Here is a 24848-nt window from a genome sequence, read left to right on the forward strand (position 1 = left end):
TCTCGCGTCTCTCAACTCAAAACGCCTCTGGCGTTGTAAGGTTAAGCCTCACGGGTCATTAGTACCGGTTAGCTCAATGCATCGCTGCACTTACACATCCGGCCTATCAACGTCGTCGTCTTCAACGTCCCTTCAGGACTCTCAAGGAGTCAGGGAGAACTCATCTCGGGGCAAGTTTCGTGCTTAGATGCTTTCAGCACTTATCTTTTCCGCACTTAGCTACCGGGCAATGCCATTGGCATGACAACCCGAACACCAGTGGTGCGTTCACTCCGGTCCTCTCGTACTAGGAGCAACCCCCCTCAATTCTCCAGCGCCCACGGCAGATAGGGACCGAACTGTCTCACGACGTTCTAAACCCAGCTCGCGTACCACTTTAAACGGCGAACAGCCGTACCCTTGGGACCTACTTCAGCCCCAGGATGTGATGAGCCGACATCGAGGTGCCAAACACCGCCGTCGATATGAACTCTTGGGCGGTATCAGCCTGTTATCCCCGGAGTACCTTTTATCCGTTGAGCGATGGCCCTTCCATTCAGAACCACCGGATCACTATGACCTGCTTTCGCACCTGCTCGAGCCGTCACTCTCGCAGTCAAGCTGGCTTATGCCATTGCACTAACCTCCTGATGTCCGACCAGGATTAGCCAACCTTCGTGCTCCTCCGTTACACTTTGGGAGGAGACCGCCCCAGTCAAACTACCCACCAGACACTGTCCGCAGCCCGGATTACGGGCCTACGTTAGAACATCAAACATTAAAGGGTGGTATTTCAAGGTTGGCTCCACGCAGACTGGCGTCCACGCTTCAAAGCCTCCCACCTATCCTACACATCAAGGCTCAATGTTCAGTGTCAAGCTATAGTAAAGGTTCACGGGGTCTTTCCGTCTTGCCGCGGGTACACTGCATCTTCACAGCGATTTCAATTTCACTGAGTCTCGGGTGGAGACAGCCTGGCCATCATTACGCCATTCGTGCAGGTCGGAACTTACCCGACAAGGAATTTCGCTACCTTAGGACCGTTATAGTTACGGCCGCCGTTTACCGGGGCTTCGATCAAGAGCTTCTCCTTACGGATAACCCCATCAATTAACCTTCCGGCACCGGGCAGGCGTCACACCGTATACGTCCACTTTCGTGTTTGCACAGTGCTGTGTTTTTAATAAACAGTTGCAGCCAGCTGGTATCTTCGACTGCCTTCGGCTCCATCCGCGAGGGACTTCACCTGATGACAGCGTGCCTTCTCCCGAAGTTACGGCACCATTTTGCCTAGTTCCTTCACCCGAGTTCTCTCAAGCGCCTTGGTATTCTCTACCTGACCACCTGTGTCGGTTTGGGGTACGATTTCGTGTTACCTGGAGCTTAGAGGCTTTTCCTGGAAGCAGGGCATCAGTTACTTCACCACCGTAGTGACTCGTCATCACGCCTCAGCCTTGAAGCATTCCGGATTTGCCTGGAATGCAAGCCTACACGCTTAAACCGGGACAACCGTCGCCCGGATAACCTAGCCTTCTCCGTCCCCCCTTCGCAGTAACACCAAGTACAGGAATATTAACCTGTTTCCCATCGACTACGCTTTTCAGCCTCGCCTTAGGGGTCGACTCACCCTGCCCCGATTAACGTTGGACAGGAACCCTTGGTCTTCCGGCGAGCGGGCTTTTCACCCGCTTTATCGTTACTTATGTCAGCATTCGCACTTCTGATACCTCCAGCAGACCTCACAGTCCACCTTCAGCGGCTTACAGAACGCTCCCCTACCCAACAACACATAGTGTCGCTGCCGCAGCTTCGGTGCATGGTTTAGCCCCGTTACATCTTCCGCGCAGGCCGACTCGACCAGTGAGCTATTACGCTTTCTTTAAATGATGGCTGCTTCTAAGCCAACATCCTGGCTGTCTGGGCCTTCCCACATCGTTTCCCACTTAACCATGACTTTGGGACCTTAGCTGGCGGTCTGGGTTGTTTCCCTCTTCACGACGGACGTTAGCACCCGCCGTGTGTCTCCCGTGATAACATTCTCCGGTATTCGCAGTTTGCATCGGGTTGGTAAGCCGGGATGGCCCCCTAGCCGAAACAGTGCTCTACCCCCGGAGATGAATTCACGAGGCGCTACCTAAATAGCTTTCGGGGAGAACCAGCTATCTCCCGGTTTGATTGGCCTTTCACCCCCAGCCACAAGTCATCCGCTAATTTTTCAACATTAGTCGGTTCGGTCCTCCAGTTAGTGTTACCCAACCTTCAACCTGCCCATGGCTAGATCACCGGGTTTCGGGTCTATACCCTGCAACTTAACGCCCGGTTAAGACTCGGTTTCCCTGCGGCTCCCCTATACGGTTAACCTTGCTACAGAATATAAGTCGCTGACCCATTATACAAAAGGTACGCAGTCACACCCGAAGGTGCTCCCACTGCTTGTACGTACACGGTTTCAGGTTCTGTTTCACTCCCCTCGCCGGGGTTCTTTTCGCCTTTCCCTCACGGTACTGGTTCACTATCGGTCAGTCAGGAGTATTTAGCCTTGGAGGATGGTCCCCCCATATTCAGACAGGATACCACGTGTCCCGCCCTACTCATCGGACTCACAGAATGTGCATTTTCATGTACGGGGCTGTCACCCTGTATCGCGCGACTTTCCAGACGCTTCCATTAACACACAAACTGATTCAGGTCCTGGGCTGTTCCCCGTTCGCTCGCCGCTACTGGGGGAATCTCGGTTGATTTCTTTTCCTCGGGGTACTTAGATGTTTCAGTTCCCCCGGTTCGCCTCGTTAACCTATGTATTCAGTTAACGATAGTGCACAAGTGCACTGGGTTTCCCCATTCGGACATCGTCGGCTGTTGCGGTTCATATCACCTTACCGACGCTTTTCGCAGATTAGCACGTCCTTCATCGCCTCTGACTGCCAGGGCATCCACCGTGTACGCTTAGTCGCTTAACCTCACAACCCACAGACGTTTTACAACGCATGCAGACTGCAAGCATTTGAGAGACTCGAACACACCGTTTTCATTTCTTATTACGGAGAAATGAAACAACGTGTCGTTTCAAATTTTCAGCTTGTTCCGGATTGTTAAAGAGCAAATATCTCAAACATGACTCGTAAGCCAGTTTTGAGATACTGAGCAGCGACACCTTTCACCTGTCACCAAGCAAGTGGCGTCCCCTAGGGGATTCGAACCCCTGTTGCCGCCGTGAAAGGGCGGAGTCCTAACCGCTAGACGAAGGGGACACATGAAGTGTCACGACTTCGCAGCCGTCTTGCTCATTACGTTTTCATCAGACAATCTGTGTGAGCACTTCGAAGGAAGGTATCTTCAGGTAAGGAGGTGATCCAACCGCAGGTTCCCCTACGGTTACCTTGTTACGACTTCACCCCAGTCATGAATCACAAAGTGGTAAGCGCCCTCCCGAAGGTTAAGCTACCTACTTCTTTTGCAACCCACTCCCATGGTGTGACGGGCGGTGTGTACAAGGCCCGGGAACGTATTCACCGTAGCATTCTGATCTACGATTACTAGCGATTCCGACTTCATGGAGTCGAGTTGCAGACTCCAATCCGGACTACGACGCACTTTATGAGGTCCGCTTGCTCTCGCGAGGTCGCTTCTCTTTGTATGCGCCATTGTAGCACGTGTGTAGCCCTGGCCGTAAGGGCCATGATGACTTGACGTCATCCCCACCTTCCTCCGGTTTATCACCGGCAGTCTCCTTTGAGTTCCCGACCTAATCGCTGGCAACAAAGGATAAGGGTTGCGCTCGTTGCGGGACTTAACCCAACATTTCACAACACGAGCTGACGACAGCCATGCAGCACCTGTCTCACGGTTCCCGAAGGCACTAAGGCATCTCTGCCAAATTCCGTGGATGTCAAGGCCAGGTAAGGTTCTTCGCGTTGCATCGAATTAAACCACATGCTCCACCGCTTGTGCGGGCCCCCGTCAATTCATTTGAGTTTTAACCTTGCGGCCGTACTCCCCAGGCGGTCGACTTAACGCGTTAGCTCCGGAAGCCACGCCTCAAGGGCACAACCTCCAAGTCGACATCGTTTACAGCGTGGACTACCAGGGTATCTAATCCTGTTTGCTCCCCACGCTTTCGCACCTGAGCGTCAGTCTTTGTCCAGGGGGCCGCCTTCGCCACCGGTATTCCTCCAGATCTCTACGCATTTCACCGCTACACCTGGAATTCTACCCCCCTCTACAAGACTCTAGCCTGCCAGTTTCGAATGCAGTTCCCAGGTTAAGCCCGGGGATTTCACATCCGACTTGACAGACCGCCTGCGTGCGCTTTACGCCCAGTAATTCCGATTAACGCTTGCACCCTCCGTATTACCGCGGCTGCTGGCACGGAGTTAGCCGGTGCTTCTTCTGCGGGTAACGTCAATGACGATGCGTATTAAACATCATCCCTTCCTCCCCGCTGAAAGTACTTTACAACCCGAAGGCCTTCTTCATACACGCGGCATGGCTGCATCAGGCTTGCGCCCATTGTGCAATATTCCCCACTGCTGCCTCCCGTAGGAGTCTGGACCGTGTCTCAGTTCCAGTGTGGCTGGTCATCCTCTCAGACCAGCTAGGGATCGTCGCCTAGGTGAGCCATTACCCCACCTACTAGCTAATCCCATCTGGGTTCATCCGATGGTGTGAGGCCCGAAGGTCCCCCACTTTGGTCTTGCGACGTTATGCGGTATTAGCTACCGTTTCCAGTAGTTATCCCCCTCCATCGGGCAGATCCCCAGACATTACTCACCCGTCCGCCACTCGTCACCCAAGGAGCAAGCTCCTCTGTGCTACCGTTCGACTTGCATGTGTTAGGCCTGCCGCCAGCGTTCAATCTGAGCCATGATCAAACTCTTCAATTTAAGTTTGATGCTCAAAGAATTAAACTTCGTAATGAATTACGTGTTCACTCTTGAGACTTGATATTTTTTAAGTCCGTAGACTTTTGATATCAATCCTGCGAGTGCCCACACAGATTGTCTGATAAATTGTTAAAGAGCAGTGCGAGCAGCGGGTTAACCGTCTGTCGCGAGGTGGCGTATATTACGCTTTCCTCCTTCAGAGTCAATCTCTTTTTCGAGATTTTTCTCTGGCGGGATGAATCACTTCGTCCCTCACTGACCGTCTGCGTTGCCGCTTTGCCGTGTCAGTGGAGGCGCATTATAGGGAGATAATTCTGACTGACAAGCGTTTATTGCAAAAAATTGACCGAGCGCTACTTTTTTATACGAAAGATTTAAAAACAAGCATTTTGCGATGAAGAAACAGCCAAAAGCGCCGCCCTCTCGGCACAAATCATCGTAATGGCCTCAAATGTAAGTGCTATCCTGTTGGTCCAATCGCAGTTTTCCCCTGCTGCAGACAGAATTTTATTAAAGAAGGACTTTAAATGATTCGCTCCGCGCGCAGTATGGCCGGTTTGCCCTGGATCGCCGCTATGGCATTTTTCATGCAATCGCTTGATGCCACTATCCTCAACACCGCGCTCCCTGCCATTGCGACCAGCCTCCAACGCTCTCCCCTTGCCATGCAATCCGCCGTTATCAGCTACACACTGACCGTAGCGATGCTAATTCCTGTCAGCGGCTGGCTGGCCGATCGCTTCGGTACACGCAAAATCTTTATCCTTGCAGTAACCCTGTTTACCCTCGGTTCACTGGCCTGCGCCTTGTCTGGCAGCCTGAGCCTGCTGGTAATCTCGCGCGTGGTGCAGGGGATTGGCGGAGCCATGATGATGCCCGTTGCGCGACTGGCGTTGCTGCGAGCCTATCCACGCAGTGAATTACTGCCGGTTCTCAACTTTGTCACCATGCCCGGTCTGGTTGGGCCGATACTCGGTCCCATGCTCGGCGGCTTGCTGGTCACCTATGCCAGCTGGCACTGGATTTTCCTGATTAACATTCCCATCGGCCTGCTTGGTATCTTTTATGCGCGCAAGTACATGCCGGATTTCACGACACCCAAACGCCGCTTCGACTTTGGCGGCTTTGTGTTATTTGGCGTAGGTTTAGTGTTGATCTCGATTGGCATCGAACTGTTCGGCGAACGTATTGTGTCGCCCTGGCAGGCAACCATCGTTCTTTTTACCGGTGTATTGTTGTTGCTTCTTTATATAGTACATGCGCGCCGCCATCCGGCACCGTTGATCAGTTTGCCGATGTTTAAAACCCGCACCTTTTCCATCGGCATCATTGGCAATATCGCCTCACGCCTTGGAACTGGTTGTATTCCCTTTCTGATGCCGTTGATGTTGCAGGTTGGCTTTGGTTATCCCGCGATTATCGCCGGTTGCATGATGGGGCCGACCGCCATCGGTTCGTTACTGGCGAAATCCACCGTTACCCAGGTCTTGCGACGCTTTGGTTATCGCCACACGCTGGTCGGTATTTCGGTCATTATCGGCATCCTGATTGCCTCCTTCTCGCTGCAAACGCCAGGAGGAAGTGTGTTATTGCTGCTGCTGGCGTTGTTTGTGCTGGGAATGGCAATGTCGACACAGTTCACGGCGATGAACACCATCACCCTGGCGGATCTGAATGATGAGAACGCCAGCGGTGGCAATAGCGTGCTGGCGGTAACGCAACAACTGTCCATCAGCTTTGGGGTGGCGGTGAGTGCCGCCGTGTTGCGCTTTTATCAGGAATTTGACGGCACCACGGTGCAACATTTCCACGCCACCTTCCTGACGATGGGGGTGATCACGGTACTGGCCGCGTTTACCTTTATGTTGCTGCGCAATGGCGATGGCCGCCATTTGATCACTAACCGCGATAAAAAGAAGAAAAGCGCTTAAACCGAACCGCGCTCCACCAGCTCCGGCGTCAGGACCAGCGTTTGCTGACTGGCGTCGGGATCGCTCATGCGATGAATCAGGGTATCAATCGCCAGCTCTCCCAACTCATCCTTTGGCTGATGGACGGTGCTTAACGGCGGCGTGAGATAACGCGCCAATTCAATGTTGTCGTATCCCATCACCGCAATATCCTGCGGTACGCGCAGACCAGCCTGAAACAGCGCATGGTAGACACCCACAGCCATCGCATCATTGCTGGTAAAGACCGCTTCCGGCAGCGGATCCAGCGTCAGCAACTGATTCATGGCGTTAAAACCACCCTGAAACTCAAAGTCACCATCAACGACATAGCCCGGCAGCACCGGCAATCCACTGTTGGACATTGCTTTCTGGAAGCCATCCAGACGCAGTCGCGCCGGGGTTTTATCCAGCGGCCCGGCAATGCAGGCAATACGACGATAGCCACGATCGATCAGATGCTGAGTGGCCATCTCACCGCCCAGCAGCGCGTTATCCTGAATAATGTCGCCACGCCCTTCAAACGGTGCCCAATCCATCATCACCATCGGAATCGACGGATAGCGATTCAGAATATCCGCCGAGGGCAGGTGGGTTTCCGTACACATGATCAGCAGGCCATCAACGCGCTTTTGCAACAGCGTTTCCAGGCTGCGATTCATGCGCTCCTCATCACCTTCGGTGTTACACAGAATCAAACTGTAGCCACGCTCATAACAACTGTTCTCAACGCCGCGCACCACTTCCGAATAGAAGGGGTTATTGCTGGCCGTCAGGAGCATACCAATGGTGCGTGTCTGATTAATTTTCAGGCTACGTGCGAGGGCAGATGGGGCGTAATTCAGGGAACGGATGGCCTGCTCCACCTTTTCACGCACCTGCTCGCTAACAAAGCGATTGTTATTAATGACGTGTGAAACGGTGGAGGTGGAGACGCCCGCGAGACGGGCGACATCTTTCATGGTAGCCAAACGCTTAGCCCTGTTGTTGCAGGAAGGCATCAATCTCGGTACGCCACGGCACCGAGGGCTGAGCGCCTGGGCGCGTAACGGCAATAGCCGCCGCCGCATGCGCGAAACGTACCGCATCATGCATCAAGACACCTTCCAGACGGGCGGTAATAAACGCGCCATTGAAGGTATCGCCAGCCGCGATGGTGTCGACAGCCTGTACGCTAAAGCCAGGAATGCGTACACCCTCGCCTTTCTCGCTCAACCAGACACCGCGACGGCCCAGCGTAATCAACACCGTCTGAATACCTTTGCTGTGCAATGCCGCCGCTGCACGCGCCGCATCTTCATCGCTTTTCACTGCGATGCCAGTGAGAATTTCCGCTTCGGTTTCGTTCGGCGTGATGACATCAATCAGCGCCAGCAATTCATCGGAAAGATGCGTGGCAGGAGCCGGATTAAGAATCACCTGCGTCTGCTGCGCTTTGGCGATTTTCGCCGCCGCCAGCACGCTTTCCAGCGGTGATTCCAGCTGCATCAACAACGCATCTGCATCCGCGATCACCTGTTGATGGCGATCAACGCAGGCGGGGGTTAACGCCGCATTGGCACCGGAATAGATGCCGATATTGTTTTCACCTTCGCCATTCACGAAGATCATCGCCACACCGGTGGCTTCATCCGCTACGGTTTCCACCGGCGCGATATCAATTCGGTCCTGTTGCAGCTGCTGGCGAATACGCTCGCCAATATCATCAGCGCCCACACAGGCAATAAAGGCGATATCGGCACCTGCGCGCCCGGCTGCTACCGCCTGATTAGCCCCTTTGCCGCCAAAGGCAATCTGATACTGTTTCCCGATCACCGTTTCGCCCGGACGTGGAAAGTGGGCGAGGTTAAGGATGTGATCGGCATTGATGCTGCCAAGTACGGCCAGTTTTGCGCTTTTGCTCATAGGGAGTGATCCATCAAAGTTGCGCCACCTCAATGGTGGCGCGTTGCCCTGCTTTTCTTCGCGTGTTATTTGGTAACCAGTTTCAGATCGACCGGGTTGATCGCCTGCACTTTTTCACCTTTCAATACTTTATCCGCAGTCTCTACGCCGATGATACCAATCTTGTCAGGCATCTGCGCAACGGTCGCAGTCAGTTTACCGGCTTCTACCGCTTTTACACCGTCAGCGGTGCCGTCAAAGCCCACCACCACCACATCGGTTTTACCGGCGGTTTGCAGTGCGCGCAGTGCACCCAGCGCCATTTCGTCGTTCTGTGCGAATACGGCCTGCACATCAGGATGCGCCTGCAACAGGTTCTGCATCACGTTCAGACCTTTGGTACGGTCAAAATCCGCTGGCTGGCTGGCGAGGATATTGAATTTATGTGCATCGGCAGCCTGTTTGAAGCCATCACCGCGCTCACGCGCCGCTGACGTACCGGCAATACCCTGCAACTCGATGATTTTCGCTCCATCACCCAGTTTCTTCGCAATGAAGTCACCCGCCATTTTGCCGCCAAAGCGGTTGTCAGATGCCACATGACTTACCACCTTGCCCTGTGACGCTACGCGGTCGAGGGTGATCACCGGAATATTCGCCTGGTTCGCCATCTTCACGGCGTTGCCTACGGCATCAGAGTCGGTTGGGTTAATCAGCATCAGCTTGGTGCCACGCACGGTGAGGTCCTGCACGTTCGCCAGCTCTTTCGCCGGGTTGTTCTGCGAGTCCAGCACCACCAGGTTATAACCCAGCTTGTCGGCTTCTTTCTGTGCGCCATCTTTCAGCGCCACAAAGAACGGGTTGTTCAGGGTAGAAACCACCAGAGCGATAGTATCCTTCGCCATCGCGCTGGCACTCAGAGTGGCGCCAAGAATGACGGCCAATGCGGTTAACTTTTTCATGAATTCATCCTGTGTGAAGGTCAGAGTTATTTACTGCTTTTGTTATCCACCAGCACTGCCAGCAGAATTACCACTGCTTTTACAATCATTTGATAGTAAGAGGAGACACCTAACAGATTGAGGCCGTTGTTCAGGAAGCCGAGAATCAATGCCCCGATCAACGTCCCCATGATGCGACCTTTACCACCCGCCAGGCTGGTACCGCCCAACACCACAGCGGCGATCGCATCCAGTTCATAACCCGTGCCCGCTGTCGGCTGCGCTGATGAAAGACGCGCTACCTCAATGGTGCCCGCCAGCGCCGCCAACATGCCGCACAGTGAATAGACGATAATTTTGACGCGGTTAACGTTGATACCTGACAAACGCGTGGCCGCTTCATTGCCACCCAGCGCGTAGATATAACGCCCCAGACGTGTGTGATGCAGCATGTACCAGGCCAGCGCGAACACCACCGCCATCAACCATACCGGGGTCGGGATGCCCAGAGGGCGACCAATACCGAACCAGCCAAACAGGTCGGCGTTGTCGCTAAAGCCGGTATTAATTGGGCTGCCGTCGGTGTAAACCATAGTGACGCCACGCAGCAGCAGCATCATCACCAGGGTGGCGATAAACGCCTGCACTTTGCCGCGTGCCACAATGGTGCCAGTGATGCCGCCAATCAAGGCACCCAATGCCAGCGCAGCCGCTACCGCCACCAGCGCATTAACTTCGTGCCCCACAATCGAGGCGGCCACCGCGCCGGTCAACGCCAGCAGCGAGCCAACGGACAGATCGATACCAGAGGTCAGGATCACCAACGTCATTCCCACCGCCATAATGGCGTTGACCGAGGTCTGTTGCAGGATGTTGAACAAGTTGGCGACGGTGAAGAAATTCGGGCTGAGGCTGGCGACCACGGCGATCAGCACAATCAGCGCAATCAGCGATTTTTGCTCCAGCAACCAGGCTTTGCTGAACCAGCGACGGCTGGCGGGTAAGGTTTGGGTACTCATACAACTAACTCCTCGCTGTGTTGCTTACCGACTGCCGCTGCCATCAGGGATTCCTGGGTAGCCTGCTCACGGGTAAATTCGCCACTCAGATGGCCTTCATGCATCACCAGAATGCGATCGCTCATGCCCAGAACTTCCGGCATTTCGGACGACACCAGGATGATGCTCAGCCCATCGGCTTTAAACTGGTTAATTAACTGATAAATCTCTTTTTTTGCCCCAACGTCCACACCGCGCGTCGGTTCATCAAGGATCAAGACATTCGGTCGCGTCATCAGCCCACGGGCAATCGCCACTTTTTGCTGATTACCGCCAGAAAGCAGGCCGATCGGCTGCTCCATCGACGGGGTTTTCACATTGAACAAGCGGATAAAATCGCCCACCGCCAACTGTTCTTCCGCGTGTTTCAGGCTGCCATTACCCCGACTGAAGTAGCGCAGCGCGGTCAGGGACATGTTTTCTTTTACCGACATGCCCAGCACCAGACCGTCGCGTTTGCGGTCTTCGGAGATATAGACGATGCCATTTGCCAGACCATCCTGTGGCGCATGCGTCACCACATCACGACCATCCAGCGTGACTTTTCCGCCGCTACGTGGCAGTGCGCCATATAACAGCTTCATCAGTTCGGTACGCCCCGCGCCCATCAGGCCGGAAACGCCCAGAATTTCGCCTTTACGCAGGTTAAAGCTAACGTCATGCACTCCCGGTCCGCTCAGGTTTTCCACCTGCAAACGCACGGCACCCGGAGCCTGGTCAAGATGCGGGTATTGTTCTTCCAGCTTGCGTCCGACCATCATCTCAATCAGGCTCTCTTCACTCAGCTCGCTGACTGGACGTTCGGCAATAAACTGACCGTCACGGAACACTGTGACGTCATCGCAAATCTCAAAGATCTCTTTCATGCGGTGGGAAATGTAGACAATGCCGCAACCCTGCGCTTTCAACTCATTGATCACGCGGAACAATGACAGAGTTTCGGTATCGGTCAGCGCATCCGTCGGCTCATCCATGATGATGACGCGCGACTGAAAGCTGAGAACCTTGGCGATCTCCACCATCTGCTGGTCGCCAATCGACAAATCGCCCACCAGCTTATGGCTGTTAAAACGCAGGTTCAGACGCGCTAACAGCGCATCCGCCTCGGCATACATCTTTTTCCACTCGATGCGGCCAAAACGGTTCACAAATTCGCGGCCAAGGAAGATGTTCTCCGCCACCGTCAATTGCGGGATCAGGTTAAGTTCCTGATGAATGATGCCAATGCCCGCTTCCTGAGACGCTTTTGGCCCGGAGAACGTGGTTTCTTTACCCAGCCAATGCAGCGATCCGGCATCCATGCTGTAAATACCGGTCAGCACTTTCATCATGGTGGATTTACCGGCACCATTTTCTCCCACCAGCGCCATCACCCGACCAGGCCAGACGGCCAGTGAAGCCCCTTTCAGCGCTTTCACACCGGGAAATGACTTTTCAATCCCTTTGAGTTGCAATAACGGTTGCATAGCGGCCTCAGAAGGTAACGCCCGCGCTCAGGATGACATTCGCATACGGAGAACACTCTCCGCTGCGAATGACCGCCTGACTGCGCTGAGTCTGTTGTTTGAACTGTTCATGACTGGTGTAACGAATAGCGATGGTATTTCCCTGGTGTCGTTGCAAGGCATCGAGCACGGCGAGCAGTGCGCTATGGAGCTGCGGGTTGAACTGCTTGATTTCTTCCGCCATCAGGGCGCTCTCAACCTGCATCTCCTGAGTGACCACCTCAACAACCTGTAAAAACTCGGGCGTACCCGGCGTCAGCGCCAGATCAATACGTTGCGGGCCCACAGGAATGGGTAAACCCGCATCGGCAATCGTCAGCGTATCCGTGTGTCCCAGACGGGCAATCACATGAGAGATTTCAGCGTTTAACAAGCGACCTTTTTTCATTTCTTCCACTCCACAGCGAAACGTTTCGCTGACCGGAGTGTATAAAAAATGCATAGCAACTCAATGGCGGCATCACGGAAATGTGATCGCCATCGAAACGTTTCGCTTGTGCCAGAAAATATTTGAGTTAGGCGCGGATCAAATCAACCTCCGCTGACAACAGCATAAGAATTTTCACAATGAAGAAGAGAAATACCCCACGCAGTCAGAAGAAATTCCCTTCTCATCCTTATGTTAAGTTTTTTCAGAGGTAACGAAATGTGTATTTGTTATGGATTACAACGCAGGAATCGAAGGATCGAAGCTAATGGATTTTAAATTAAAAGCGCTCACCAGCTTGATTACCGTTTCACTGGTGGCCGCCGCTTATGCCAATGAGGGGGACATAACACCCAATTCCGCCACGACAGGCCCTGTCGCCATCACTTCTGCCGATGTTAGTGTTACAAGTTCAGCGGAAGAATCCGTCCTGTATGAACTGGATGCTTCCGCAAGTCAGAATGCGGTCTCTTTCCGTTGGCGAGTAGCAGAAGGAAAGGGTGTCTTCTGGTTGCAGGAAAAACCGGGGGGAGGATGGAGAACCGAGGTTAATCAGGCGAAAGCAACAGCGCTGGTCCCGGCAAACCATATCGGCATTGCAGTTTATGAAGTCAGCGTAACGGACAAAGATGGCAACACCGATACCCGGCAAGTCACCATGACCGCCATTTCCCCGTTGTATTCATCCGTTGAGGAAAATCCGGCTAAACCCACTGAATTTCCCGACTGGGGTGAAGAAAACACTTATATGGCGGGAGATAAGGTCACCTTCGCCGGGATTAAGTACATCGCGACAAAATGGACACAATCTACCCCCGCTAATGGCGCAGGCTGGAAGTTTGCAGATCCAGAGCAGTTGCGGGAATGGAACAAATCAATGTCTTATTCCCGCAAAGATAAAGTCAGCTGGCAGGGAAAAGCCTGGAAAGCGGCGTACTGGACGCAGGGGAATACGCCAGGAGAACATTCCGTCTGGCTGGAATTATAAGCGGGCTGCCGGAGCAGCCCCGCCAGATTATCAGGGGAGTTTTCTGACCTGTTTCACGTCCAGTTCAATGGCGTTGAAATCCTTATCCAACTCACCGGTTAACTCAACGCGATCTTTTGGCGAAATGGTTTGCCCGTCCCAGCGTTTGTGATCGATTTCGACCTTCATGGTGCCGGTATCATCGCGGAACAGATAATCCTCTTTGCCGATTTGCTTATCCAGATAACCACGCACGGTGATCCAGCTATCGTCCTTCATCTCCTCAGCCTGCTTAACCGTCACGACACTGGTGTTACCGGCCTGAAAACCACCGGAGTGACTTTGTACCGCCGGCGCATTCGGGTCAACAAATCCACCCTGCTGTGCCGCCAGCACCGGCATGGAAGCCAGTGCAATGATTGCGAAAAGTGCTGCATGCTTTTTCATATTTTCACCTCTTCTCCATGAATGTGCGGAATACGGGAGCTATTTCAACATAAGGTTCTTAACAGGATCTTAAGGCCGATCAATTTATTAAAATTCGTGAAAATCAGGTCAAATGTCGTGATTTCTCCTGTACATGAACGCTACTGCTTCGTATAACTCCAGGCTAAAGGGAGGAGCATATATGCGGATTTTATTGATTGAAGACGACACCTTGATTGGCGACGGCCTCAAAGTCGGCCTGACCAAACTCGGTTTCAGCGTGGACTGGCTGGTTTCAGGTGAAGCTGGATTTCAGGCGTTGAACTCCGCCCCCTGGGATGCAGTGATTCTGGATTTGTCACTGCCGGAACGAGATGGACTCGATATTCTGCGCCAATGGCGTCAGCAAGGTCAGGATGTACCGGTATTGATCCTCACGGCACGCGATGCGCTCGATCAGCGGGTTCAGGGTTTGCAACTGGGCGCGGATGACTATCTTGGCAAACCTTTTGCCCTGACCGAAGTAGCTGCACGCCTGGAGGCACTGATTCGTCGGCGTCATGGTCAGCTACAGCCGGAGCTGCGTCATGGCAAGGTGGTAATGTCTCCTGCCAGCCACAGCGTACTGGTTGCTGGCGAACCGCTCCCCCTGAAAAGCCGTGAACTGGCGTTGCTGGAACTGTTCCTGCGTAATCCCGGCCGGGTCCTGACACGCAGCCAGCTGGAGGAAAAACTCTATAGCTGGGATGACGATGTCTCCAGCAATGCTGTCGAAGTGCATATCCATCATCTGCGTAAAAAGCTCGGCAGCCAGTTTATCCGTACCGTGCATGGCGTCGGTTATACGTTGGGAGCGGCAGAATGAGTCTGTTCCTGCGGCTCGCCATCGGTTTTATCTTGTTGATCATGCTGTGCTGGGGCAGCGCCAGCCTGAGCGCCTGGCATCAGACACGCGAAACCGTCAATGAACTGTTTGATACCCAGCAAATGCTGTTTGCCAAGCGCCTGCTGGCGCTCGAACCCGCCACGCTGCAAAACGTCACTCTGCCGAAAAACAAGGCGTTACTGAACCATCATCGCGGTAAACAGGATGATGACGCGCTGGCTTTCGCCATTTTTAGTGGTGATGGCAAGTTGCTGCTCAATGATGGCGAAAAGGGTCGTGATTTGCAGTTTGCGGATGGACGCGATGGTTTTCGCAATGGACACCTGCGCGGTGATGATGACAGTTGGCGTCTGCTGTGGCTGACGTCGCCCGATCAACGCTATCGCGTGGTGGTGGGACAGGAGTGGGATTACCGCGACGATATGACCAGCGATTTGGCGCAAAGCAGCATTGTGCCGTGGCTGATTGCACTGCCTTTTATGCTGGCACTGCTGCTGGCGCTGGTGTGGTTTGAACTGCGCCCGTTAAAACGTCTCACCGCCTCACTCCACCAGCGTGCAGCTGATGATGACACACCGTTACCCCTGGCGCGCCTGCCGAAAGAAGTCCAACCGCTGGTACTGGCATTGAATGGTTTGTTCAGCCGCATGGCAGACCTGGTGCAGCGTGAACGCCGCTTCACCTCCGATGCAGCTCACGAGTTGCGCAGCCCCCTGGCGGCGCTGCGGGTGCAGAGTGAAGTGATCCAACTGGCAGATGACGATGAGATCGTACGCAAACGGGCGCTACAACAACTGGATACCGGGATCCTGCGTGCCACCCGGCTGGTGGATCAACTGCTGACGCTCTCCAGAGTGGAGGCGGATGATCTGCGCAGTGAATTCCAGCCAACCGCCCTGGCCCCGCTGCTGCAAAGCGTGTTAGCCGAGCATTTTCCCCAGGCTGAACAGAAACATATCGATTTGCAGTTACACACGACATTCCAACCGGTGATGAACGGTCATCAGCTTCTGCTGGCGTTAATGCTGCGCAATCTGCTGGATAACGCGCTGCGTTATACCCCTGATGGAGGGCAGGTAACGGTGAACCTGACCGCTCGAACCCTGACTATCGATGATAATGGCCCAGGGGTAAGTGATGAGGCATTAACACGCCTGGGCGAACGTTTCTGGCGTCCTCCGGGACAAACGCAAACCGGCAGTGGGCTGGGACTGTCGATTGTGAAGAATATCGCGCAACTGCACGCTATCCGCGTAGCATTCAGTCAGAGAGAAGCAGGGGGGTTGCGCGTCACGCTAAGCTGGTAACGGACGCGCACAACAATTAAATCTCGACCTGGGTTCCCAGCTCAATCACCCGATTAGGGGGGATTTCAAACTGATCCGGTGCGCGCAGCGCATTGCGTTGCAGGGCGAGGAACAACTTACCGCGCAGACGCAGATACCACGGACGGTCGCCAATTATCAGCGATTCATGTGACATAAAGAACGAGGTTTCCATCATGCGGCAGTTCAGCCCTTCCAGCCCGCAACGATGGAAAATCTCTTCCACATTAGGCGTTTCACGCCAGCCGTAGCTGGCTACCACGCGCCAGAACGTGGGCGATAGCTGTTCAATCGTCACACGTCGTACGTTATGTACATAAGGCGCATCTTCGGTACGCAAGGTCAGCAGCACCACGCGTTCATGCAACACCTTGTTATGTTTGAGATTGTGCAGCATCGCAAACGGAATCACGTTCAATGCACGCGACATATACACTGCGGTACCAGGAACTCGCACCGGCGGCGATTTCTCCAGCGAGGCAATCATCGCCTCAAGCGAATTGCCGTGTTCATGCATACGGCGCAGCAGACGGAAACGCTCGCTTTTCCAGGTGGTCATGACGATAAACATCACCAGCGCCAGACACAGCGGCAACCAACCGCCGGAGAAGATTTTCACCAGGTTGGCAGAGAACAGCGAGACATCGATACACAGCATTGCCACCAGAATGAAACTGACGGCAATTTTATTCCAGTGCCAGTTTTTGATCGCCACAGTGCAGGAAAGAATGGTGGTCAGCACCATAGTACCGGTCACCGCGATACCGTATGCCGCCGCGAGGTTGCTGGAGTGTTCAAAGCTGACGATAACAATCAACACCGCGAAATAAAGCAGCCAGTTGATGACCGGCACATAGATTTGGCCGGACTCCATCTCAGAGGTGTGAATAATACGCATCGGCGGCAGATAGCCGAGACGCACCGCCTGACGCGTTAACGAGAACACGCCGGAAATCACCGCTTGCGAGGCAATCACCGTCGCCAGCGTGGCGAGGATCAACAACGGAATCAGCGCCCAATCGGGGGCCAGCAGGAAGAACGGGTTTTTAATGGTTTCCGGATGCGCCAGCAGCAACGCGCCCTGACCAAAATAGTTCAGCACCAGCGACGGCAGAACCACAGCGACCCATGCCAGGCGAATCGGCAGCTTGCCGAAGTGCCCCATATCGGCATACAGCGCTTCCACCCCGGTAATTGATAACACCACCGCGCCGAGAGCAAAGAAAGAGATGGTTTTATAATGCAGGAAGAAGTTCACCGCATGTGACGGGTTGAGCGCCTGCAACACTTCCGGGTTTTTGATGATGCTGTTGGCACCGAGCACCGCCAGTACGATAAACCACAGCAGCATCACCGGGGCAAACAACTTACCGACAATCCCTGTGCCGTGCTTCTGGATCATAAACAGCAGCGTCAGCACCGTGATCGACAAAGGGACAATCCAGGGGTCGAGCGAAGGCGCAGCAATCTCCAGACCTTCAATTGCTGACATCACCGAAATCGCCGGGGTGATCACCACCTCGCCATAGAAGAAGCTACCGCCAATCAATCCCATGATCACCAGAATCGCGGTGGCTCGGGCACCGGTATTACGCCCGGCCAGCGACATCAGCGTCAGGATCCCGCCCTCACCGGCGTTATCGGCGCGCATCACGTAGCTGATGTATTTCAGCGACACCACCAGGATCAACAGCCAGAAAATAAGGGAAAGGAAGCCAAAGACCGCTTCACGTTCCACGCCAAAACCAAACTGGCCGGAGAGACATTCGCGCAAGGTATAAAGTGGACTGGTACCAATATCGCCATAGACCACGCCGATTGCGGCCAGCGTGACAGCACCAAGGGACTGCTTGTTTTCCGAGCTCATAGAGTTATCTTTTGTTGGAGTCGATCAGGCGGTTGCCGACCGCTCTGGCCATCAAAAAGCGCACAGTATGCACATATTCCCAAAAAAACCTACCCTTACAAACATACAACATGGCGCGAGCGACGCGGTTTTTCGCTGCAAAATCCGGCAAAAATGCGCCGGAACAGGCGGGTAGCCTCGCTTCAACCTTCTGAAACAAAAAAGCTGACGGCTATCAACGCTTTCACGCATGATAATCAGTAGAGTAATGCGCTCGCCAGAATGCGATGGCACCAGGATCAGAAGGACAATGATGTGATTATGGCTCAACCCCATCTTTTGGCAGAAAGAATTTCTCGCCTGAGCAACGCCCTGGAAAAAGGGTTGTATGAACGGCATCATGCGATTCGCCTCTGCCTGCTGGCCGCGCTGAGTGGCGAAAGCGTCTTTTTGCTCGGGCCACCTGGCATTGCCAAAAGCCTGATTGCCCGCCGCCTGAAGTACGCTTTCCAGCATGCCCGCGCGTTTGAATACCTGATGACGCGTTTCTCCACTCCCGAAGAAGTATTTGGCCCCCTTTCTATCCAGGCATTAAAAGATGAAGGTCGCTATCAACGTCTGACCAAAGGCTATCTGCCGGATGCCGAAATCGTCTTCCTCGATGAGATCTGGAAAGCCGGCCCGGCGATTCTGAATACCCTGCTTACCGCCATCAACGAACGGCGTTTCCGCAATGGCGACAGCGAAGACAAGATTCCAATGCGCCTGCTGGTCACCGCCTCCAACGAATTGCCGGAAGCCGACAGTGGGTTGGAAGCCTTGTATGACCGTATGCTGATTCGGCTGTGGCTGGATAACGTGCACGAAAAGCAGAACTTCCGCAGCATGCTGACCCACCAGCAGGATGAAAGCGTCAATCCGGTGGCCGAATCGCTGTGTATCAGCGATGAAGAGTACCACCAGTGGCAGCAAGGCATCAGTCAGGTGAGCCTGCCGGACCATGTGTTTGAGCTGATCTATCAGTTGCGTCAGCAACTGGAAAATCTCCCCGATGCGCCTTATATCTCCGACCGTCGCTGGAAAAAAGCCATTCATTTGTTGCAGGCCAGTGCATTCTACAGCGGCCGTGCCGCGATTGCCCCGCTGGATTTGATTCTGCTGAAAGATTGCCTGTGGCATGACGTCACCTCGATGAAGCTGCTGGATCGCGAAATCGATGCATTAATGACGCAACACGCCTGGCAACAACAACCGATGCTGATGAAACTCCAGCAGATCAAAGCGCGCCGTCTGGCGCTACAACAGCAGCAAAGCGTGGCACAGGCGCTAACGCTGGAGAAGCACAGCGGCATGTTCAGCCGCAAGCCCCACTACGAATTGCCTGCCACGCTAAATGACGAGCAGTTGACGCTCATGCTGCAACAACCGTTAATGCTGCATGATATGCAGGTCAGCCATGTGCTGATCAGTCGTGAAGCGCTGAATCAATGGCTAGTGAAAGGCGGCGAGGTGCGTGGCAAGCTCAACGGCATTGGCTTTGCGCAAACGCTCGACCTGCTGGTGGACGCACATCATTGCCTGACATTACGTGATGTCAGCCTTCAGGCAACGCGTCTGACGTTACCCGGCGTCAGCGCCAGCAACGAGCTGCCGCAGGAAATCGTTGATGAATTTGACGCCCTGGATAATCAACTGCGCGCCCAGCGTACGCTGTTCAGCCAACATCAGCGCTGCCTGTTTATCAGCGACGACTGGCTGGCACGCATTGAAACCAGCCTGCAAGATGTGGCGGAACAGATGAAACAGGCGCGTAAATGATTTCGCTGGAGACGCTGAGCACGCTGCTGTCGATCGGTGAAACAGAACTGATCGAAGAGTTAATTCTGGCGCTGCTGGCGTCGCCACAGCTGGCGATGTTCTTTGAGAAATTCCCACGCCTTAAGCAGGCCATGATGCGCGATCTGCCGCGCTGGCGCTCCGAAATCGTCGAAGAGATGAAAACCACGGCGGTGCCGGAAGCCCTGGCGCAGGAGTTTCAGCTCTTTCAACAGGCGCAGTTGCTTAGCCAGCATGAATTCAACCAGCAATTACCCGCCATCATCAGCCAACTGAAAAACCTGCCATCACCGTTTATCGAAGAAGCCAGCAAATTGCTGTTGCATACCGACAGCGAGCAATTCAGCAACGCGCAACATACCTTGTTCCTGCAACGTTGGCGTCTCAGCCTGACGTTACAGACCCTGACGCTTAATCAGCAATTGCTGGAGCAGCAGCGCGAACGTTTGATGGCCGAACTGCAACAACGCATGGCGCTAAGCGGGCAACTGGCCCCCATTCTCACCGATGACGATGAAGCGGCCGCCGGACGCTTGTGGGATATGAGCAAAGCGCCACTCCAGCATGGCGACTATGAATTGATCGTGCAGTACGGTGATTTTCTCGCTCAACAGCCCGAACTGATGAAACTGGCACAACAACTGGGACGGAGTCGCGAAGCGAAAGCGGTGCCGTCTCAGGACGCGCCACTGGAAGAATTTCACCAACTGGTGCGTGAGCCGGATAACGTGCCGGAAGAGGTTAGCGGTATCCATCAAAGCGATGATGTGCTGCGCCTGCTCCCGCCTGAGCTGGCAACGCTAAGTATCAGCGAGCTGGAGCTGGAATTTTATCGCCGCCTGGTGGAAAAACGCCTGTTGACCTATCGCCTGCAAGGCGACGCCTGGCATGAAAAAGTTTCCCTGCGGCCGGTCAGTCATCAACACCATGAAGAACAGCCGCGTGGCCCGTTTATTGTCTGCGTTGATACCTCCGGTTCGATGGGCGGCTTCAATGAACGTTGCGCCAAAGCCTTTTGTCTGGCGCTGCTGAAAGTGGCTTTAGCGGATAAACGTCGCTGCTACATCATGCTGTTTGCCCATGAGGTGATCGGTTATGAGCTGACGGCGGATAACGGTATTGAGCAGGCGGTGCGGTTTCTCAGTCAGCGCTTTCGTGGCGGTACCGATTTGGCAGCCTGTCTGGCCGCCGTTGTGGCACGCATGGAAGGTAGCCTGTGGCAGGAAGCCGATGCGGTGATCGTCTCCGATTTTATCGCCCAACGCTTGCCGGAGGAGATCGTCAACGCCGTTAAACAACGCCAGCGCCATCATCAACAGCGTTTCCATGCAGTGGCGATGTCAGTTCATGGCAAACCGGGGATTCTGCGCATCTTCGATCATATCTGGCGCTTCGATACCGGACTGAAAAGCCGCCTGCTGCGCCGCTGGAAACGCTAATTCATCTGACGGAAATGCTTATTTGCTATAGTGATAAGTTACTTCGCTGAGCAAACTGGAGCATATCGTGACCACCGCCTTGCCAACACCAACCCGCACGCTGCGACTTTCCGGCCAGAATACAGAACAAAAACGCGCCGAACTGCTGGATTACTTTCTGCAAACCTGGACGCTGTACGAAAGCCTGTTCGACTGCCTCGCTGATGAACGTGCCTGGTTTAATAAAGCAATTTCGCTGCGCCATCCGCTGATCTTCTATTTTGGCCACACCGCTACTTTCTATATCAATAAACTGATGGCGGGTCGCTATCTTGATCACCGCGTTGACGATCGTATCGAAGCGATGATGGCGATCGGTGTGGATGAAATGAGCTGGGATGATCTCGACGACAGCCATTACGCCTGGCCAACGGTGGCGGAAGTGCGTGATTATCGCGGCAAAGTCAAAACCCTGGTCAGTGAATTTATCCAGACCATGCCGCTGGAACTTCCCATCGACTGGGACAGCCCGGCGTGGGTGATCCTGATGGGTATCGAACATGAACGTATCCATCTCGAAACCTCCAGCGTATTGATGCGCCAGTTGCCGATTGAATGGGTGCAGCCACAGGCGCACTGGCCGATATGTCCACAGGCCAGATATGATCGCCACAACGTTCCCGCTAATGCTTTGATTGCGATGCCCGGTGGCCGTGTGCAGCAGGGTAAAACCGACGATACCTATGGCTGGGATAACGAATACGGCAGTCAACTGACCGAACTCAAACCGTTTAAAGCCAGCAAAATGCTGGTCAGCAATGCGGAATATTTCAACTTTGTCGCAGCGGGCGGCTATCAGGAACGACGCTGGTGGGATGACGAGGGTTGGGGCTGGCGTGCATTCGCAGAAGCAGACATGCCCACTTTCTGGGTCGGTGATATTCAGCAACCCGATCAGCTAAAACTGCGTCTGATGACCGAAGAAGTGGCGATGCCGTGGGACTGGCCCGCTGAGGTTAACCAACTGGAAGCGGCGGCATTTTGTCGCTGGCTGACAGAAGAGACCGGCAAAGCGATCCAGCTACCGTGCGAAGCGGAGTGGATGCAACTGCGTGAGTTCGTCAGTGGCGATCAGCCAGACTGGATTGATGCGCCGGGCAACATCAACCTGGCATACTGGGCGTCCTCCTGCCCGGTGGATCACTTCGCGCAGGGCGAGTTTTTCGATATTGTCGGTAACGTCTGGCAGTGGACCACCACGCCAACCAACGGTTTCGAAGGCTTTAAGGTCCATCCGCTGTATGACGATTTCTCCACACCTACTTTTGACGGTAAACATGCGCTGATCAAAGGTGGCAGTTGGATATCGACCGGCAACGAGGCGCTGAAATCATCGCGCTACGCTTTCCGCCGCCACTTCTTCCAGCATGCGGGTTTCCGCTATGTGGTTTCTTCACATCAGGAAACCATGACGCTGAACCCGTATGAAACTGACAGCATGGTGTCGCAGTATCTCGATTTTCAGTACGGACCGCGCTACTTCGGCGTACCAAATTATGCTGAAAACCTGGTATCGCTACTGTTGCCGCACTGCACCAACCGTGGTCAGGCACTGGATATCGGTTGTGCCACCGGCCGTGCCAGCTTTGAACTGGCGCGCCATTTTGCACAGGTGGTTGGCATGGATTACTCGGCGCGCTTTATTGATGTGGCCTTGCAGCTGACCTCCGGCGAGGATTTCCGTTATGTGGTGCCCGAAGAGGGTGAGCTGGTGGAGTATCGCCAGGTACGCCTGAAAGAGTTCGATCTGGGTGATGAGCAGGCACAACGCATTCATTTTGTGCAGGGCGATGCCTGTAATCTCAAGCCACAGCCGGATCGTTACGATCTGGTGCTGGCGTCGAATCTGCTTGATCGCCTGCGTCAGCCGAAACGCTTCCTGCAAGATATCACCCCGATGATCCGCTCAGGTGGCGTGCTGGTGCTGTCATCGCCTTACACCTGGCTGGAGGAATTTACACCGAAGGAGAACTGGTTGGGTGGCGTGCGTGAAAACGGTGAAGCGCTGACAACCAGGCAGACGCTGCAACGCCTGCTGCGTGATGCGTTCGACGAGATCGCGGCGCCTCAGGATGTACCTTTCGTCATCCGTGAAACGTCACGCAAGTTCCAGCATACGCTGGCGCAGGTCACGCTGTGGCGTAAGCGTTAAAAGCGTGCAGACAGCGGCAGCCCCGCTGTCTACACCTTGCCTGCTCGGTTATTTTGCTGCACATTCTCCTCAGTTCACTGAAGACCAATTGAAGAGGGAAGGATATGGCGGAACATGTGCAGCTGGATAATCTCGATCGCGGCATCTTAAATGCGCTGCTGGAGAATGCGCGCACAGCCTACGCCGAGCTGGCGAAACAGTTCAATGTCAGCCCGGGTACCATCCACGTTCGTGTCGAGAAGATGCGCCAGGCAGGGATCATCCTCGGTACGCGGGTCGAGATAGATCCACGCCAGCTTGGCTTCGATGTCTGTTGCTTCATTGGTATTATCCTGAAAAGCGCCCGTGACTACCCCGCCGCGCTGAGTAAGCTGGAAGCGCTGGATGAAGTGGTCGAAGCCTGGTACACCACCGGCCACTACAGCATCTTTATTAAAGTAATGTGTCGTTCCATCGATGCCTTGCAACAGGTACTGATCAACAAGATCCAGACCATCGACGAAATCCAGTCCACCGAGACCCTGATTTCTCTGCAAAATCCGATCATGCGCACCATCAAACCCTGATCCCCTTCTTTTATTGTGCACAAACTTATCCCAGGCGGATCTCGCCTGGGTTGCCGCTTGCCAGCCAATGCTTTCTGTTATTAACCCTGTTTTCCACAGGTGGATCACGGCTTGATCACAGCGTACAATGCTCGCCTTTGAGTTCCGGAGAGCATCATGGCCGATATTACCTTAATCAGTGGCAGTACCCTTGGCAGCGCCGAATATGTCGCCGAACATCTGGAAGAAAAACTTCAGGAAGCAGGCTTCTCAACCGAGATGCTGCATGGACCGGAGTTAGATGAGGTGCCTCAGGAAGGTATCTGGCTGATTGTGACTTCCACGCACGGTGCCGGTGAGCTGCCAGATAACCTGCTGCCTTTCTATGAAGCCTTAAAAGAGACGCAACCGGATCTCTCAGGCGTGCGTTATGGTGCAGTAGGCATTGGTAACCATGAATACGATCTGTTCTGTGGCGCGATCAAACTGCTGGAAGATCAACTGAACCAGCTCGGTGCCAAACGGATTGGTGATCGTCTGGAGATCGACGTACTGGAACATGAAATTCCGGAAGATCCGGCTGAAGTGTGGGTCGCGAGCTGGAAAACGCAGTTATAAGACGATCCAGACCGGTTGGGGATCGTGAAATCAGGGCGATCCCCAGAGTATTCCGCTGTTTTATGCTTTTTATTTCCCGATCTCTTGTGGATAACATAGCTTAATTCATGCGTATAACCGGTAGTTATCCCAAGAACAACCAA

At 54.1% G+C, this 24848-nt stretch carries 17 protein-coding genes, 1 tRNA gene and 2 rRNA genes; 9 read left to right on the forward strand and 11 right to left on the reverse strand.

Annotated features, from left to right (window positions below):
* Positions 1–37: 37 nt before the first annotated feature.
* The 3 genes from AC6I8R_RS20410 to AC6I8R_RS20420 all read right to left on the reverse strand — a co-directional run bounded on the left by AC6I8R_RS20410 (position 38) and on the right by AC6I8R_RS20420 (position 4862).
* Positions 38–2939, reverse strand: a 23S ribosomal RNA gene (locus AC6I8R_RS20410).
* 216 nt (positions 2940–3155) lie between these two features.
* Positions 3156–3230: transfer RNA gene (locus tag AC6I8R_RS20415), tRNA-Glu, on the reverse strand.
* Between the two features lie 90 nt (positions 3231–3320).
* Positions 3321–4862 (reverse strand): 16S ribosomal RNA (locus tag AC6I8R_RS20420).
* The 16S and 23S rRNA genes sit together here with 1 tRNA gene alongside, the layout of an rRNA operon.
* Before the next feature lie 527 nt (positions 4863–5389).
* On the opposite strand from AC6I8R_RS20420, the gene mdtD reads away from it, so the two are divergent.
* Positions 5390–6793: a multidrug transporter subunit MdtD gene (gene mdtD, locus AC6I8R_RS20425; protein WP_497832731.1), complete on the forward strand. Its 1404-nt coding sequence runs from the start codon at positions 5390–5392 to the stop codon at positions 6791–6793.
* Here mdtD and rbsR read toward each other — a convergent pair.
* The 6 genes from rbsR to rbsD all read right to left on the reverse strand — a co-directional run bounded on the left by rbsR (position 6790) and on the right by rbsD (position 12587).
* The gene (gene rbsR, locus AC6I8R_RS20430) at positions 6790–7782 is read right to left on the reverse strand and encodes a ribose operon transcriptional repressor RbsR (protein WP_367998811.1); all 993 of its coding nucleotides are present in this window, start codon (positions 7780–7782) and stop codon (positions 6790–6792) included. The two genes, mdtD and rbsR, sit on opposite strands and share 4 nt — an antisense overlap.
* 4 nt (positions 7783–7786) lie before the next feature.
* Positions 7787–8716 (reverse strand): ribokinase, encoded by a 930-nt coding sequence (gene rbsK / locus AC6I8R_RS20435; RefSeq protein WP_415175204.1) that lies wholly within the window; start codon positions 8714–8716, stop codon positions 7787–7789.
* A 65-nt stretch (positions 8717–8781) separates the two neighbouring features.
* Entirely contained in the window at positions 8782–9657 is an 876-nt protein-coding gene (gene rbsB / locus AC6I8R_RS20440) for a ribose ABC transporter substrate-binding protein RbsB (protein ID WP_021183614.1), read from the reverse strand.
* Positions 9658–9683: 26 nt separating this feature from the next.
* Positions 9684–10655, reverse strand: a complete 972-nt coding sequence (gene rbsC, locus AC6I8R_RS20445) for a ribose ABC transporter permease (RefSeq protein ID WP_021183615.1) — start codon at positions 10653–10655, stop codon at positions 9684–9686.
* Positions 10652–12160, reverse strand: coding sequence for a ribose ABC transporter ATP-binding protein RbsA (rbsA, locus tag AC6I8R_RS20450; protein WP_415175205.1), 1509 nt, complete (start codon positions 12158–12160; stop codon positions 10652–10654). The genes rbsC and rbsA overlap by 4 nt, the downstream gene beginning before the upstream one ends.
* A gap of 7 nt (positions 12161–12167) precedes the next feature.
* Positions 12168–12587, reverse strand: a complete 420-nt coding sequence (rbsD, locus tag AC6I8R_RS20455; protein WP_013511083.1) for a D-ribose pyranase — start codon at positions 12585–12587, stop codon at positions 12168–12170.
* Between the two features lie 271 nt (positions 12588–12858).
* Here rbsD and AC6I8R_RS20460 point away from each other — a divergent pair, with 271 nt between their 5' ends.
* Complete coding sequence (locus AC6I8R_RS20460) at positions 12859–13614, forward strand: carbohydrate-binding protein (protein WP_415175206.1); 756 nt, start codon at positions 12859–12861, stop codon at positions 13612–13614.
* A gap of 30 nt (positions 13615–13644) precedes the next feature.
* Here the strand turns inward: AC6I8R_RS20460 and AC6I8R_RS20465 are convergent, their stop codons facing one another.
* The gene (locus AC6I8R_RS20465) at positions 13645–14040 is read right to left on the reverse strand and encodes a YgiW/YdeI family stress tolerance OB fold protein (RefSeq protein WP_415175207.1); all 396 of its coding nucleotides are present in this window, start codon (positions 14038–14040) and stop codon (positions 13645–13647) included.
* Between the two features lie 181 nt (positions 14041–14221).
* Between AC6I8R_RS20465 and qseB the strand changes: the two genes are divergently transcribed.
* Positions 14222–14884: a quorum sensing response regulator transcription factor QseB gene (gene qseB / locus AC6I8R_RS20470; protein ID WP_208724449.1), complete on the forward strand. Its 663-nt coding sequence runs from the start codon at positions 14222–14224 to the stop codon at positions 14882–14884.
* Positions 14881–16212, forward strand: a complete 1332-nt coding sequence (gene qseC, locus AC6I8R_RS20475; protein WP_208724450.1) for a quorum sensing histidine kinase QseC — start codon at positions 14881–14883, stop codon at positions 16210–16212. Before qseB ends, qseC begins: the two co-directional genes overlap by 4 nt.
* 16 nt (positions 16213–16228) lie before the next feature.
* On the opposite strand, the gene kup is transcribed toward qseC, so the two are convergent.
* Positions 16229–18097 (reverse strand): low affinity potassium transporter Kup, encoded by a 1869-nt coding sequence (gene kup / locus AC6I8R_RS20480; protein ID WP_021183621.1) that lies wholly within the window; start codon positions 18095–18097, stop codon positions 16229–16231.
* 300 nt (positions 18098–18397) lie between these two features.
* Here kup and ravA point away from each other — a divergent pair, with 300 nt between their 5' ends.
* From ravA to mioC, 5 genes are all read left to right on the forward strand, one after another.
* Complete coding sequence (ravA, locus tag AC6I8R_RS20485) at positions 18398–19894, forward strand: ATPase RavA (RefSeq protein WP_036625875.1); 1497 nt, start codon at positions 18398–18400, stop codon at positions 19892–19894.
* Positions 19891–21351 (forward strand): ATPase RavA stimulator ViaA, encoded by a 1461-nt coding sequence (gene viaA / locus AC6I8R_RS20490; protein WP_497832732.1) that lies wholly within the window; start codon positions 19891–19893, stop codon positions 21349–21351. Before ravA ends, viaA begins: the two co-directional genes overlap by 4 nt.
* Before the next feature lie 46 nt (positions 21352–21397).
* Positions 21398–23542, forward strand: a complete 2145-nt coding sequence (gene ovoA / locus AC6I8R_RS20495) for a 5-histidylcysteine sulfoxide synthase (RefSeq protein WP_415175219.1) — start codon at positions 21398–21400, stop codon at positions 23540–23542.
* A gap of 104 nt (positions 23543–23646) precedes the next feature.
* The gene (asnC, locus tag AC6I8R_RS20500) at positions 23647–24108 is read left to right on the forward strand and encodes a transcriptional regulator AsnC (protein WP_013511092.1); all 462 of its coding nucleotides are present in this window, start codon (positions 23647–23649) and stop codon (positions 24106–24108) included.
* 156 nt (positions 24109–24264) lie between these two features.
* Positions 24265–24705: an FMN-binding protein MioC gene (gene mioC, locus AC6I8R_RS20505; protein WP_021183625.1), complete on the forward strand. Its 441-nt coding sequence runs from the start codon at positions 24265–24267 to the stop codon at positions 24703–24705.
* Positions 24706–24848: the final 143 nt, after the last annotated feature.

This window comes from Pantoea sp. X-Soil-OKNW-713 (assembly GCF_059730685.1).

Bases quoted from the DNA above. Each gene is read 5' to 3' on its own strand.
- mdtD (WP_497832731.1), top strand. From the start codon at position 5,390: ATGATTCGCTCCGCGCGCAGTATGGCCGGTTTGCCCTGGATCGCCGCT.
- rbsK (WP_415175204.1), bottom strand. From the start codon at position 8,716: ATGAGCAAAAGCGCAAAACTGGCCGTACTTGGCAGCATCAATGCCGAT.
- rbsB (WP_021183614.1), bottom strand. From the start codon at position 9,657: ATGAAAAAGTTAACCGCATTGGCCGTCATTCTTGGCGCCACTCTGAGT.
- rbsC (WP_021183615.1), bottom strand. From the start codon at position 10,655: ATGAGTACCCAAACCTTACCCGCCAGCCGTCGCTGGTTCAGCAAAGCC.
- rbsA (WP_415175205.1), bottom strand. From the start codon at position 12,160: ATGCAACCGTTATTGCAACTCAAAGGGATTGAAAAGTCATTTCCCGGT.
- rbsD (WP_013511083.1), bottom strand. From the start codon at position 12,587: ATGAAAAAAGGTCGCTTGTTAAACGCTGAAATCTCTCATGTGATTGCC.
- AC6I8R_RS20460 (WP_415175206.1), top strand. From the start codon at position 12,859: ATGGATTACAACGCAGGAATCGAAGGATCGAAGCTAATGGATTTTAAA.
- AC6I8R_RS20465 (WP_415175207.1), bottom strand. From the start codon at position 14,040: ATGAAAAAGCATGCAGCACTTTTCGCAATCATTGCACTGGCTTCCATG.
- qseB (WP_208724449.1), top strand. From the start codon at position 14,222: ATGCGGATTTTATTGATTGAAGACGACACCTTGATTGGCGACGGCCTC.
- qseC (WP_208724450.1), top strand. From the start codon at position 14,881: ATGAGTCTGTTCCTGCGGCTCGCCATCGGTTTTATCTTGTTGATCATG.
- kup (WP_021183621.1), bottom strand. From the start codon at position 18,097: ATGAGCTCGGAAAACAAGCAGTCCCTTGGTGCTGTCACGCTGGCCGCA.
- ravA (WP_036625875.1), top strand. From the start codon at position 18,398: ATGGCTCAACCCCATCTTTTGGCAGAAAGAATTTCTCGCCTGAGCAAC.
- viaA (WP_497832732.1), top strand. From the start codon at position 19,891: ATGATTTCGCTGGAGACGCTGAGCACGCTGCTGTCGATCGGTGAAACA.
- asnC (WP_013511092.1), top strand. From the start codon at position 23,647: ATGGCGGAACATGTGCAGCTGGATAATCTCGATCGCGGCATCTTAAAT.
- mioC (WP_021183625.1), top strand. From the start codon at position 24,265: ATGGCCGATATTACCTTAATCAGTGGCAGTACCCTTGGCAGCGCCGAA.